Here is a 13506-nt window from a genome sequence, read left to right as displayed (position 1 = left end):
CTGACGCCCTCGACGTACTGAAGCAAGCCACGGCATGGAAGGCTTTGAAGGCCAGCTCGTAGCGCTGGCGCCGCGGCTGCGGCGTCACGCGCGTGGCCTCACCGGCGACTCGGTACAAGCCGACGACCTGGTGCAGGACACGCTCGAGCGCGCGCTGCGCTACCGCTGGCGCTTCCGCCTGCGCCCCGGCGCCTGGTGGGGCGACGGCGCCGACGGCCTGTTGCCGTGGCTGCTGACCCTGATGCACCGGCTGCGCCTGAACAGCTTGCGCCGCAAGGACCTGGTGGTGGCCACCGATACCCTGCCCGAGGTCAGCGCGCCCGCGGCCGACCCTGGCCTGCGGCGCGACCTGCTGCAGGCGCTGGCGCAACTGCCCGAAGCCCAGCGCGCGGTGCTGCTGCTGGTCAGCCTGGAGCAACTGACCTATGCCGAGGCGGCGCGCGTGCTCGACATCCCGCAAGGCACGGTGATGTCGCGGCTGGCACGTGCGCGCGAGCAGATGCGGCGACTGCTCGACGGCGGTGTCCCCGTCCAGCCAATGGCTGTCGCCAGCTCACTGCAGCGGGTGAAATGATGTCCGCGATCCACGAAGCCGATCTCCATGCCTACGCCGACGGCCAGCTGTCCGGCGCGCGCCGCGCCGCGGTGGAAGCGTACCTGGCGCAGCACCCCGATGCAGCGGCGCAGGTCGCCGCGTGGCGCCGCCAGGCCGATGCGCTGCACGGCATGCTGGATCCCGTATTGAACGAACCGGTGCCGCTGGCCGCGCTGCCGCCCGCCCTGCATGGCGAGCCGCGCCAGGCCGGGCGCCGGCGTGCGCCGCGCTGGACCATTGCACTGGCCGCCACCTGTGCCTCGGTGGCACTGCTGGGGTTCGGGGGCGTGCTCGGCTGGATGGCCCACGGCCGCATGGGCGGCACCACCGTGACGATGGCACCCGGCGAGCGCTTTGCACGCGAGGCGCTTGCCACGCATGTGGTGTACGCGCCGGAAATGCGTCACCCGGTGGAAGTTGCCGCCAGCGACGAGGCGCACCTGATCGCGTGGTTGTCCAAGCGCATCGGCATGGCGCTGCAAGTGCCCGACCTGCGCGCGCAGGGCTTCCACCTGATCGGCGGACGGCTGGGCGTCGCCGAAGGCGGCCCGTCGGCCATCCTGATGTACGAGGCGGACGACGGCACGCGCCTGTCGCTGCAGTTGCGTCGCATGACGCAAGGCACGCCCGACACCGGATTCCGCGTCGAGCGCATGCCGGACGAAAGCGCGCGGCGGCCGGCTACCCGGCCGGCACCGATGGCGTTCTACTGGATCGACCGCGACCTCGGCTTCGCGCTGGCCGGCCCGCTCGAGCGCGCACGGCTGCTGACGCTGGCGCAGGCGGTCTACCAGCAATACCAGGGCGGCTAGCCGCCGGCGTGGCGCCTACGCCGCATCTACGCCGCACCGAAAAAAATTTGTCAGGACTGGCCGGCACGCCACGACCAAGCCCTGAGTCCAACCCTGCAAGCGCCAGGCAACGAGGAAAAACCATGTTGATTCCTTCCCCCAAATGGCTCCGTGGCGTCGATATCGCCACCGACGAGATCACTCCCCGCCATATTTTCGAGTCGCGCCGCCGCATGCTGGCGCTGGCCGCCGCGGGCACCGCCGGCGCCGCGCTGGCGCCATGGTTCGCCCGTAACGCCTGGGCGCAGGGACAGCACGGCCCGAAGCTGGCGGCTACGCCCAACAACGCCTATGTCGTGACTGAAAAGCGCACGCCCTACCAGGACGTGACCACCTACAACAACTTCTACGAGTTCGGCACCGACAAGTCCGACCCGGCGCGCAACGCCGGCACGCTGCGCCCGCGCCCATGGCAGGTGTCGGTGGAAGGGCTGGTGAAGAAGCCCAAGGTCTACGATCTGGATGAGCTGATGAAACTCGCGGCGATGGAAGAGCGCGTCTACCGCCTGCGCTGCGTTGAAGGTTGGTCGATGGTGATCCCGTGGATCGGCTATCCGCTGGCCGAGCTGATCAGGCGCGTCGAGCCGCAACCCGGCGCGAAATACGTGCAGTTCATCACGCTCGCCGACAAGAAACAGATGCCCGGCATCAGCAGCAGCGTGCTCGACTGGCCGTACAGCGAAGGCCTGCGCATGGACGAGGCGATGCATCCGCTGGCGCTGCTGACCTTCGGCCTGTACGGCGAGGTGTTGCCCAACCAGAACGGCGCGCCGGTGCGCATGGTGTTGCCGTGGAAATACGGCTTCAAGAGCGCCAAGTCGATCGTCAGGATCCGCTTTGTCGACAAGCAGCCGCCCACCAGCTGGAACCTCGCAGCGCCGCAGGAATACGGTTTCTATTCCAACGTGAACCCCGATGTCGACCACCCGCGCTGGAGCCAGGCGACCGAGCGCCGGATCGGCGAGGACCGCGGCGGCGGCTTCGGTGCGCTGTTCGCGCCCAAGCGCAAGACGCTGCCGTTCAACGGCTATGGCCAGCAGGTGGCGTCGCTGTACGAGGGCATGGACCTGAAGAAGAACTTCTGATGCGGGGTGAACGCATGGCTTCCACTTCCAACGCGGCGGCCACCGCGAGCCGCGTCGCGCGCCAGCCGGCCGGCCTGGCTGCCCTGTCGCCGCAGCGAGTGCGCGCCGTCAAGATCGTCTTGTGGCTGCTGGCGCTGCTGCCGTTCATCCGGCTGCTTTACCTCGGCGCAACGGAGCAATACGGCGCCAACCCGCTGGAGTTCGTCACCCGCTCCACCGGCACCTGGACACTGGTGATGCTGTGCCTGACGCTGGCGATCACGCCGTTGCGTCGGCTGACCGGCTGGAACTGGCTGATCAGGCTGCGCCGCATGCTGGGTTTGTTTGCGTTCTTCTATGGGTTGCAGCACTTCCTGCTGTGGATCGGCGTGGACCGCGGCTTTGACCTGGCCTACATGATCAAGGACGTGTACAAGCGTCCCTTTATCACGGTGGGCTTCACGGCCTTCGTGCTGATGGTGCCGCTGGCGCTGACGTCGACCAACGGCATGGTGCGCCGCCTGGGCGGCAAGCGCTGGCAAGCGCTGCACAGGCTGGTCTATGCGACCGCGGTGCTGGCGATCCTGCACTACTGGTGGCACAAGGCGGGCAAGAACGACTTCGGCGAAGTTTCGATCTATGCCACCGTGGTGTTCGTGCTGCTGGGGATGCGGGTCTGGTGGTGGGCGCGCAAGGGCAGGGTGCCTGATGTGCGGCAGCCGGCCGCGTAGCCGGCTGCGCTGCGGAACTCAGTCCTGCAGCAGGCGCTCGTCGCGGAACAGGTCTTCGACCAGCTCGCGCTCGCGCACCAGGTGCACGCGCGCGCCGTCCACCATTACTTCGGCGGCACGCGGGCGCGTATTGTAGTTCGAGCTCATGGTGAAGCCGTACGCACCCGCAGACATGACCGCCAGCAGGTCGCCCGACTGCACCGACAGTGCGCGGTCGCGGCCAAGCCAGTCGCCCGACTCGCACACCGGGCCGACGATGTCGTAGGTCACCGGCGCCGCGTCGCGCAGCGCGACCGGCTCGATGCGGTGGTACGCCTCGTACATCGCCGGTCGGGCCAGGTCGTTCATGGCCGCGTCGACGATGCAGAAATTCTTGGCTTCGCCGGGCTTGAGGAATTCCACCTGCGTCAGCAGCACGCCGGCATTGCCCACCAGCGAACGGCCCGGCTCGAACAGCACCTCGCGGTGGCCGTGGCCACGCGCGGCCACGCGTTCCAGCAGCGTGCTGGCAAAGCCGGTGATGTCCGGCGGGGTCTCGTCGGTATAGGTGATGCCCAGGCCGCCGCCCACATCGATGTGCTCGAGATTGATGCCCTCGCGCTCGAGCGCCTCGACCACATCCAGCACCTTGTCCAGCGCTTCCAGGTAGGGCTCGACCTCGGTGATCTGCGAGCCGATATGGCAGTCGATGCCGGTCACTTCCAGGTGCGGGAGCGCGGCCGCGGCGCGGTAGGTCGGCAGCACGTCCTCGAAGGCGATGCCGAATTTGTTGCCCTTCAGGCCGGTGGAGATGTACGGATGGGTCCTGGCATCGACATCCGGGTTGATGCGCAGCGACACGCGCGCGCGCTTGCCGACACGGCCGGCAACCTCGTTCAGGCGGTCCAGTTCCGGGATCGACTCGACATTGAAGCAGCGCACGTCGTGCGCCAGCGCCAGTTCCATCTCCGCCGCGCTCTTGCCCACGCCCGAGAACACCACTTTGCGCGCGTCGCCGCCGGCGGCCAGCACGCGCTTGAGTTCGCCGCCCGAGACGATGTCGAAGCCCGCGCCCAGCCTGGCGAACACCTGCAGCACCGCCAGGTTGGAATTGGCCTTCATGGCGTACTGGACCTGCGCCTTGCGGCCCTGGCAGGCGGCGGCGTAGGCCTGGTAAGCGGCGCTCAGCGCCGCACGCGAATAGACATAGGTGGGCGTGCCAAATTCAGCGGCGATCTGCGCCAGCGGCACCTGCTCGACGGCAAGCGCACCGTCCTGGCGATGGAAGAAAGCGGTCATGGTTATCGGGTAGTGGGGGCGGCGGGCGACGATGCCGGCTGGCTGGCCGGGCCCGGAGCGGGCGTCGGAAGCGGCACCACATCGGTGCGGCCCAGTCCGGGATCGGCCACGGTGGGCGCAGTCGGCTCGGGCGGTACCTTGGGCATGGCCAGCGGCCCGCGGATGCCGCATCCGCCCAGCAGGGGCATCGCAAGGGTGGCGGCAAACGCCGATACAATCGCAACACGACGCAGCATCGGTCGTCCTTTAGGCTGTTGGCATGGCGTTGGCGGATTCCGGCGCGATGAGGCATATCTGGCCGGGTCGACCAAGCTCTGCGCTACATGAATTGTCAACAAAAAACGCCGTTCGCGCCACGTACGCCCGGTCCGGGCAGCGGCGGCAACGGCGGTCTCGGAGTTTAGCATGCCCCCCTTGAGCGAAAGCGAGTTCCTGGCCCTGGCCACGCAGGAGCTGGACCGCATTGAAGCCGCGGTCGAAGCCGCCGCCGACGCGGCCGATGCCGATGTGGAAATCAGCCGCACCGGCAACGTGATGGAACTGGAGTTCGAGAACGGCTCCAAGATCATCATCAACAGCCAGGCGCCGATGCAGGAACTGTGGGTGGCGGCGCGCTCCGGCGGTTTCCACTTCCGCCGCGACGGCGAGCGCTGGGTCGACACGCGCAATGGCGGCGAACTGTACGCGGCACTGTCGGGCTATGTGAGCGAGCAGGCCGGCACCGCGCTCAGGCTGGGCTGAAGCCAGCGCGCGTTGCATAAGGAAAAAGCCGGCCAGGGGCCGGCTTTCTTGCTTTCTGGGGATTCTGCCGGACCGATCAGGCGCCGCCGAACATTTCCAGGATCTTCTTCTTCTCCTGCTCGGTATCCGGCGACGGTGTCGTCGTGGAATCCTCCGGCTTGCCTGGCCACGGATCGCCCAGGCCGACCGAGGCCACGCCGGCACCGCCTGCGTTTTCCTCGAAGGTCCAGTCGCCGCCCACCATCAGCACGCCTTCCGGCGCCGGCCGCTCCGGCGATTCGGGCACGCCCTTGAGCGCCTTGCTCATGTAGCCGACCCAGATCGGCAGTGCCAGTCCGCCACCGGTCTCGCGCACGCCCAGGCTCTTGGGCTGGTCGTAGCCCATCCAGGCGATCGCTACCAGGTTGGGCGTATAGCCGGCGAACCAGGCATCGACCGCATCATTGGTGGTGCCGGTCTTGCCGGCGAGGTCGTTGCGGCCCAGGCGTTGTTTGGCCGGGTTGGCAGTGCCGAAGCGGACCACGTCGCGCAGCATGGTGTCGGCGATAAACGCGGTGCGTGCGTCGAGCACGCGCACGGCATCGCTGCCGGCGCGTTGCGGATGGGTTTCGGAGATCACATTGCCGCGCGCGTCCACCACCTTCTGGATCAGGTACGGATTGACGCGGTAGCCGCCGTTGGCGAACACCGAATACGCACCCGCCATCTGCAACGGCGTGACGCTGCCCGAACCCAGCGCCATCGGCAGGTAGGCAGGGTGCTTGTCGGCCTCGAAGCCGAAGCGGGTGATGTAGTCCTGCGCATACTGCGTGCCGATCGCGCGCAGGATTCGCACCGAAACCAGGTTCTTGGACTTGGCCAGCGCGCGGCGCATGGTCATCGGGCCTTCGAAGCGGCCGTCGTAGTTCTTCGGCTCCCACACCTGGCCGCCGGTATCGGGGCCGATCGTCAGCGGCGCGTCGTTGATCACCGTGGCCGGCGAGAAGCCCTTCTCCAGCGCCGCCGAATAGATGAACGGCTTAAAGCTCGAACCCGGCTGGCGCCAGGCCTGCGTCACGCGGTTGAACTTGTTGCGGTTGAAGTCGAAGCCGCCCACCATCGAACGGATCTCGCCGTCCTGCGGGTTCAGCGACACGAACGCTGCGGCCACTTCCGGCAGTTGCGTGACCGACCAGTTGCCCTTGTCATCCTGTGTCACGCGGATGATCGCGCCGGGGCGCATCTTCATCTTGGGCTGCGCGTTTGCCGACATCGACGGCGAAATAAAGCGCAGCGTCGAGCCTTCGATGGTCGCGACCTCGCCCGACAGCAGCGTGGCCTTGACCTGCTTGGACGACACGCTGGTGACCACGGCCGAGCGCAGGTCGCCGCTGCCCGGGTGCTCGACCAGTGCATCGTCGATCGCCTGCTCGCGCTCCGCCGGATCGGATGGCAGGTCGATAAAGGCCTCGGGGCCGCGATAGCCGTGCTTGCGCTCGTAGTTCATGATGCCGGTGCGCACGGCTTCGTAGGCGGCATCCTGGTCGGGCTTGGTCAGCGTGGTGTAGACGGTCAGGCCGCGCGTATAGGTTTCTTCACGGTACTGCGCGTACATCAGCTGGCGCACGATTTCGGCGACGTACTCGGCGTGGGTCGAAAACTCGTTGCCCTCGGTGCGCACCTTCAGTTCTTCGCGCACCGCAGCGTCATATTGCTCGGGGGTTATGTAGCGCAGGTCGCGCATGCGCTGCAGGATGTATTCCTGGCGCACCTTGGCGCGGCGCGGGTTGACCACCGGGTTGTACGCCGACGGCGCCTTGGGCAGGCCGGCCAGCATTGCGGCCTCGGCCGGCGTCACGTCACGCACCGACTTGCCGAAGTACACGCGCGCGGCGCTGTCGAAGCCGTACGCGCGCTGGCCCAGGTAGATCTGGTTCATGTACAGCTCGAGGATCTGGTCCTTGTTCAGGTTGGCCTCGATCTTGTACGCCAGCAGCATCTCGTAGATCTTGCGGGTGTAGGTCTTCTCGCTCGACAGGAAGAAGTTGCGCGCCACCTGCATGGTGATGGTCGACGCACCTTGCGACAGGCCTCCGCGCAGGTTGGCCAGCCCCGCGCGCATCACGCCGACGAAGTCGACGCCGCCATGTTCGTAGAAGCGGTCGTCCTCGATCGCCAGGACGGCCTTTTTCATCACTTCCGGGATCTCGGCGATCGGCACGAAATTGCGGCGCTCTTCGCCGAACTCGCCGATCAGCACATTGTCGGCCGTATAGATCCGCAACGGGATCTTGGGCCGGTAGTCGGTGATGGTGTCCAGCGAGGGCAGGTTGGGCGCGGCCACCAGCAGCGCATAGCCGAGCAGCAGCGCGATCATGACGGCACCGGCAACAACCAGCCCCACCGCCCAGAACATGAAACGCGCCCAGATCGGGCGGCGGGCAGGATGCTTCTGTTGTGCTGTGGCCATAAGGAAAATACCTAGTCAGGGGTGCCGGGCATTATATCTTCCGGCATCGGGCGCGCCGCTCGCGCAGTGCCCCGCGCGCCGCTACCGCGCTGTTACAAGATGTAAAGCAGCGGAAGGCGGCATGCAGGGCGAAGTTACATGCAGCAAGCTTAGGCGGAAGGGAACCCGACGACCGTGGGGTTTTGGCAACGGATTGGCGAGAGCCTTCTGAAAAAGGAATCGTGGTCAGACCGGCACATTGCCACCGATGCTGGTTTTTGTGAGAATCGGCCAACATAAAAGAGCAAGTGTTTCGGTCAAGAAACAAGGCTCGCCCGATTAGAGCGTACAAGCCGGGGGCGAGTTCAAAGTCAGGGGGGTCACCTTGCGACGGGGCATTTTGTCGGGGCTTCTGCGCCGGACTACGGTCGGCGTGGATATCGGGTCATCCAGTATCAAGGTAGTCGAGTTGTCCGTCGGTGGCGGCAAGCACGACTATCGGCTGGAAAAGTGCGCCAGCGAACTGCTGGATCGCAATGCCGTTGCCGATGGCAACGTCATCAACATTGAAGCCGTCGGGATCGCGCTCAGGCGTGCGCTCGGCAAGGCCGGCATCCGTTCGAAAGACGTGGTGCTGGGCGTGCCGTCCATGCTGACCGAGTCGCAGACCGTCAGCTTGCCGGACAACCTGTCCGAGGACGAACTGTATTCGCAGGTCGAGTCCGAGGCACACCGGCTCTATCCGCCATCGCAGGCGGTCAACTTCGACTTCGCCGTGATCGGCCCCAGCGAGACCGAGGGGGGAATCGGCGTGCGCGTCACCGCGGCCAACAGCGACCGCGTGCAGGAGCGCGTGACCGCCGCCGAGATGGCCGGGCTCAAGCCGCAGGTGATGGACGTCGAAGAATACGCGGTGCAGCGGTCGATCGTGCAGATGCTGGGCGTGCCCAAGGAGATGTCCGAAGCCGATGCCCGCGCGCTGCCCGTGGTGGCGGTGGTCCACCTGGGGGGCAGCCGCTCCAAGGCGATCTTCTACCAGGGCTGGAAAGAGCTCTACGAACAGCCGCTCAACAGCTACGGCGACCAGCTCACGCAGAGCGCGGCGCGCATGTTCACGCTCGACGCGCTCAAGGCCGAGATCAAGAAGCGCAAGAACACGCTGCCCGAAGCGTGGCGCGCGCAATTGCTCAAGCCGTCGCTCGATGCGCTGGCGCTTGAAGTGCAGGCCGCGATCGGCAACTTCATCGCCAGCTCCAGCCTGGGACGCGTCGACGAGATCCTGCTGTCGGGCGGCCATGCCTCCCTGCTGGGCGTGCAGGCGGCGATCCAGCAGCAGACCAAGATCACCACCACGCTGGCGAATCCGTTCGCCAACATGGCGACCAACGCCAAGGTCAACGAGCGCTACCTGCAGCGCGACCTGCCGGCGTATATCGTCAGTGCGGGCCTGGCCTTGCGCGGCCTGCAATAACGCACCGGAGGCATTCGAATGTCCACGAACACGCTGCCTTCGGTCAACCTGCTGCCTTACCACGAAGCCCGCAAGGCGGCGCGGCGCAAGAAGGTCTATTCCATACTCGGCGGCGCGGCCACGGCGGGTGCCGCGGTCGTGCTGCTGGGCGGGCTCTATATCGACGGGCGCATCGACTCCGTGGTCGCGCTGAACCAGGTGCTGAGCGCGGAAAATGCCAGGCTCGACGGCCAGATCCGCGAGGTCAACAACCTCAAGAAGGATATCGACGCGCTGCTGCAGCGCCAGAAGGCGGTGGAAAGCCTGCAGACCGAGCGCAACCGCCCGGTGCAGCTGCTGGAAGAACTGGTGCGCCAGGTACCGGAAGGCGTCTACCTGACCAGCCTGAAGCAAACGGGCGAGGCCTTCACCATCGCCGGCGTGGCGCAGTCCAACGAGCGCATCTCCGAACTGCTGCGCAACCTTGGCGACGTGCCGTGGCTGGACAAGGCCGAGCTGGTCGAGTCCAAGGCGGTCACGATGACCAACAACCTGCGCGAGCAGCGCCGGCTGTTCGATTTCTCGATGCGCTTCGCGTACCGCGCGCCGGAGACGCCGGGCGCCAATGGCAAGCAGGGTACGTCTGGCAATCCCGCCGGCGCAGCCGCTTCAGCTCCCGCACCCGCACCCGCAGCCGCATCCGGAAAGGCAGCCTGACCATGGCGCTCAATACCGAAATCAACCTGGCCGATTTGACGAGCCAGTTCCGCGGCCTCAACCTCAACGAGCCGGAAACGTGGCCGGCCGCGCCGCGCGTGCTGTTTGCCGTGATGGCGGCGGCACTGGTGCTGCTGCTGGGCTGGCAGTTCTACTGGAGCGGCAAGTTCGACGAGCTCGACCGCCAGCGGCTGGAACAGGAAAACCTGAAGCAGGCGTACCAGTCCAAGGTGGCGCAGGTGGCCAACCTCGACGCATTGCGCGATCAGAAGAAACAGGTCGAGCAACGCGTTGCCCTGCTGGAGCGGCAGTTGCCCAACAAGACCGAGATGGACGCGCTGCTGGCCGACGTCAACCATGCCGGCGTGGCGCGTGGCCTGCAGTTCGAGCTGTTCAAGCCGCAGGCGGCAGTGCTCAAGCCTTACTTCGCCGAGATCCCCGTGAACCTGCGCGTGACTGGCCGCTATCACGAGGTGGCGCAATTCAACGCCGACGTGGCCGCGCTGTCACGGATCGTGTCGATGCAGAGCCTGCAGCTTGCCCATACCAAGGAGGGCGGACTCTCCATGGAGGCGGTCGCGATGGCGTACCGTGCGCTCGATCCTGACGAGCAGGCTGCGCAACGCAAGGCCGCTGCGGCTGCCGCCGCCGCCAAGACGGGAGGTGCCAAATGAGCCGCACTCATCGCACCTCTCGTACTCGCAGCTCGGCAATGCGGCGCCTGCAGGCATCGCCACGCGCGATGGCGGCTGCGGCGCTTGCCGTGGGCCTGCTGGGCGCCTGCGGCGCCAGCGACGAAGACGCGCTGCGCCAGTGGATGGATGCCACGCGCAACGCCCGCGCCAAGCCGCCCGAGCCGTTGCCCGAAGCCAGGCCCTACGTGGCGCGGGAATACGCCGCGGCCAACGCGCCGGAACCCTTTGCCCAGGCCAAGATCGGCGAACTGAACAAGACGCTGCCGGATTCGCCCGAAGCCGGGCGGCCGCGCCAGCCGCTCGAAGACTACCCCCTCGAGAATTTCAAGATGCTCGGGATGCTGAAGAAGCAGGGGGAGACCTTCGGCATCGTACGCGTCGATAACAAGATCCACCACGTGAAGGTGGGTCAGTATCTCGGCCAGAGTTACGGCCGGGTGGTCCGCATCACCGATCAGGAGATCGTGTTGCGCGAATTAGTCCGGGAGGGGGTATCCGAGTGGAAAGAGAAAATGACCAGCCTCAAGCTGGAGGTGTCGGCATGACCCCCGCGCGCTGGTATCGTGCGCTCGCGGGCGCCGCAAGCGCGACGCTCGCGCTGTTGCTGCTGGTTGCCGCGCCGGCGGCACTGGCACAAAGCAACCGGATCAAGGCGGTGGACGTCAGCACGGTCGGCGAGCAGACCGTGTTCACGGTCGAACTCGAACGGCCGCTGGCGCAGAAGCCGATCGATTTCACCACGCAGAACCCGGCACGGCTCGCGATCGATTTTGCCGATACCGGCATTGCCAAAGGGCGCGCGCAGTATGACTACGGCGGCAAGCTGGTCAAGGCCGCCAACGTGCTGCAGATCGGCAACCGCACCCGCGTGATCCTCGAGCTCACCCGCAACGCCACCTACCGCACCGACCAGCGCGGCAATGTCTTCGTGGTGGCGCTGGACAATGTGGCGCCGGCGGTCAAGAACGCCGCGCCCACGTTCGCCCCGGCTGCGACGACGCCTGCGGCCGCGGCGGCGCGGCCGTCGGTGCGCCATATCGACTTCCGGCGCGGCGCGGACGGCGCCGGGCGCGTGGTGGTGGACCTGTCCTCGCGCGATTCGGGCATCAATATCGCGCAGCAGGGCAAGAACGTGGTGGTCGATTTCCTCGGCACCACGCTGCCTGACCACTTGCGGCGGCGCTTCGACGTCAGCGACTTCGGCTCGCCGGTGCAGAACATGCTTGCCTCCGATACCAACGGCAACGCGCGCCTGACTATCGAGCCGCGCGGTCACTGGGAATACAGTTCCTACCAGACCGACACGCAGTTCGTGGTGGAAGTGCGGCCCGTCAAGGAAGACCCGACCAAGCTGATCAGCGGTCCGGGCTACCGTGGCGAGCGCCTGTCGCTGAACTTCCAGAACATCGACATCCGTTCGCTGCTGCAGGTGTTTGCGGACTTTACCAACCTGAACATCATCACCAGCGAAAGCGTGCAGGGCAATATCACGCTGCGGCTCAAGGATGTGCCGTGGGACCAGGCCCTGCAGATCGTGATGGATGCCAAGGGGCTGGCCTCGCGCCGCAATGGCAATGTGCTGTGGGTGGCGCCCAAGGCGGAACTCCAGACCAAGGAAAAGCTCGAGCTCGAGTCGCAGCAACAGATCAATGACCTCGAGCCGATCCGCAGCCAGGTGTTCCAGCTCAACTACCAGCGCGCCGAAGACGTGCGCCGGATGCTGCTGGGCATGGGTGCCGGCGGCGGCGCAGCGGCCCCAGCCGGCGTGGCGGGGGCCGCGGGCGGCGCGGGCGCCAGTGCGCGCATGTTGTCCAAGCGCGGCTCGCTGACTGCCGATGCGCGCACCAACCAGCTGTTCGTGTCGGATATCGCCAGCAAGCTGGAAGAGGTGCAGAGCTTTATCGGCAAGATCGACATCCCGGTGCGCCAGGTCATCATCGAGGCGCGCATCGTCGAGGCCACCGATTCCTTCAGCCGCAACCTCGGCGTGAAGCTGGGCTTTGCCGGACAGTACAACAACGCGAGGGTCGGCAATACCTATAACAACGTGCTGCCGGGCGCGACCTCGGACAACGGCCCGTTCCTGAGCCTGCCGGCCGCCTCGATCAACGGCACCAATCCGGCCAATGTCGCGGTCAGCCTGTTCAACAGCGCCGCCACCCGCTTCCTGGCGCTGGAGCTGTCGGCACTCGAGGCTGACGGCAAGGGCAAGATCATCTCCAGCCCGCGCGTGGTCACGGCCAACAACATCAAGGCGCTGATCGAGCAGGGCACCGAGCTGCCGTACCAGGCCGCCACCTCAAGCGGCGCCACCTCGGTGCAGTTCCGCAAGGCCAACCTGAAGCTCGAAGTGACGCCGCAGATCACGCCTGAAGGCAATGTGCTGCTGGATGTGGACGTCAACAAGGACAGCGTCGGCATCCAGACGACGTCGGGGTTTGCCATCGACACCAAGCACGTTCAGACGCAGGTGCTGGTGGAAAACGGCGGCACCGTGGTGATCGGCGGCATCTACACGCAGACCGAGTCCAACGACACCGACAAGGTGCCGCTGCTGGGCGATATTCCGGTGCTGGGCTACCTGTTCAAGAACAACGCCAAGGTCCGCAACCGGACCGAGCTGCTGGTGTTCCTGACGCCGCGGATCCTGAACGAAAACGTGTCGCTGCGATGATTGCACCGGGGGTTTGACGCCGGATACAGTAGACTGGCAGGCCGCATCGACCGATGCGGCCTTTTTTGTTGCCGCCGGACTGGACCGGTGGCCAGCCAGGCCAGGAGGAGGCCGGCATGCGCGGCAAGACACGCGGGATGTGGCTGATGCTGCATCCGGCACTTGCCGTGCGCACCACAACATAAGAAGATGATGCAGTTCCTAACCGGGGAGGGCGGCACAGGCGCCGCGCTCCCGAACGACAGTCCCGTGACAGCCTCTGCGACAGGGTCGGCACCAAGC

Annotated in this window: 13 protein-coding genes; 10 read left to right on the top strand and 3 right to left on the bottom strand. The window is 66.4% G+C overall.

What is annotated here, in order from left to right; all coding sequences use genetic code 11:
- Positions 1-34: 34 nt before the first annotated feature.
- The 4 genes from J8I82_RS22095 (at position 35) to msrQ (ending at position 3241) form a co-directional block, all read left to right on the top strand.
- A complete protein-coding gene (locus J8I82_RS22095; protein WP_209761044.1) occupies positions 35-574 on the top strand; it encodes an RNA polymerase sigma factor in 540 nt (179 codons plus the stop codon).
- Complete coding sequence (locus tag J8I82_RS22090; protein WP_209761043.1) at positions 571-1407, top strand: anti-sigma factor family protein; 837 nt, start codon at positions 571-573, stop codon at positions 1405-1407. The genes J8I82_RS22095 and J8I82_RS22090 overlap by 4 nt, the downstream gene beginning before the upstream one ends.
- A gap of 122 nt (positions 1408-1529) precedes the next feature.
- Positions 1530-2531 carry a protein-methionine-sulfoxide reductase catalytic subunit MsrP gene (msrP, locus tag J8I82_RS22085; RefSeq protein ID WP_209761042.1) on the top strand — a complete coding sequence of 334 codons (1002 nt, stop codon included), beginning with the start codon at positions 1530-1532 and terminating at the stop codon, positions 2529-2531.
- Positions 2531-3241 (top strand): protein-methionine-sulfoxide reductase heme-binding subunit MsrQ, encoded by a 711-nt coding sequence (msrQ, locus tag J8I82_RS22080; RefSeq protein ID WP_209761041.1) that lies wholly within the window; start codon positions 2531-2533, stop codon positions 3239-3241. Before msrP ends, msrQ begins: the two co-directional genes overlap by 1 nt.
- An 18-nt stretch (positions 3242-3259) precedes the next feature.
- On the opposite strand, the gene lysA is transcribed toward msrQ, so the two are convergent.
- Together lysA and J8I82_RS22070 are read right to left on the bottom strand one after the other, a co-directional pair.
- Positions 3260-4519, bottom strand: a complete 1260-nt coding sequence (gene lysA, locus J8I82_RS22075; protein ID WP_209761040.1) for a diaminopimelate decarboxylase — start codon at positions 4517-4519, stop codon at positions 3260-3262.
- Positions 4520-4521: 2 nt separating this feature from the next.
- Entirely contained in the window at positions 4522-4755 is a 234-nt protein-coding gene (locus tag J8I82_RS22070) for a hypothetical protein (RefSeq protein WP_209761039.1), read from the bottom strand.
- 169 nt (positions 4756-4924) lie between these two features.
- Here J8I82_RS22070 and cyaY point away from each other — a divergent pair, with 169 nt between their 5' ends.
- On the top strand, positions 4925-5260 hold the full coding sequence (gene cyaY, locus J8I82_RS22065) for an iron donor protein CyaY (protein WP_209761038.1): 336 nt from the start codon (positions 4925-4927) through the stop codon (positions 5258-5260).
- A 76-nt stretch (positions 5261-5336) separates the two neighbouring features.
- Here cyaY and J8I82_RS22060 read toward each other — a convergent pair whose 3' ends face one another.
- Entirely contained in the window at positions 5337-7709 is a 2373-nt protein-coding gene (locus J8I82_RS22060) for a penicillin-binding protein 1A (RefSeq protein ID WP_209761037.1), read from the bottom strand.
- Positions 7710-8088: 379 nt separating this feature from the next.
- Between J8I82_RS22060 and pilM the strand changes: the two genes are divergently transcribed.
- The 5 genes from pilM to J8I82_RS22035 are packed head-to-tail and all read left to right on the top strand — an operon-like array spanning position 8089 to position 13224.
- Entirely contained in the window at positions 8089-9159 is a 1071-nt protein-coding gene (pilM, locus tag J8I82_RS22055) for a type IV pilus assembly protein PilM (protein WP_209761076.1), read from the top strand.
- A gap of 18 nt (positions 9160-9177) precedes the next feature.
- Positions 9178-9855 (top strand): PilN domain-containing protein, encoded by a 678-nt coding sequence (locus J8I82_RS22050; RefSeq protein ID WP_209761036.1) that lies wholly within the window; start codon positions 9178-9180, stop codon positions 9853-9855.
- 2 nt (positions 9856-9857) lie between these two features.
- Positions 9858-10529 carry a type IV pilus inner membrane component PilO gene (locus J8I82_RS22045; protein ID WP_209761035.1) on the top strand — a complete coding sequence of 224 codons (672 nt, stop codon included), beginning with the start codon at positions 9858-9860 and terminating at the stop codon, positions 10527-10529.
- Between the two features lie 38 nt (positions 10530-10567).
- On the top strand, positions 10568-11095 hold the full coding sequence (locus tag J8I82_RS22040; RefSeq protein WP_209761034.1) for a pilus assembly protein PilP: 528 nt from the start codon (positions 10568-10570) through the stop codon (positions 11093-11095).
- Positions 11092-13224, top strand: coding sequence for a type IV pilus secretin PilQ (locus J8I82_RS22035; protein ID WP_209761033.1), 2133 nt, complete (start codon positions 11092-11094; stop codon positions 13222-13224). Before J8I82_RS22040 ends, J8I82_RS22035 begins: the two co-directional genes overlap by 4 nt.
- Positions 13225-13506: the final 282 nt, after the last annotated feature.

This window comes from Cupriavidus consociatus (assembly GCF_017814975.1).
In the GTDB taxonomy this organism is placed as follows: Bacteria; Pseudomonadota; Gammaproteobacteria; order Burkholderiales; family Burkholderiaceae; genus Cupriavidus; species Cupriavidus consociatus.
The sequence above is the reverse complement of the archived record's forward strand: the minus strand, read 5'-3'. Positions and strand labels throughout refer to the sequence as shown.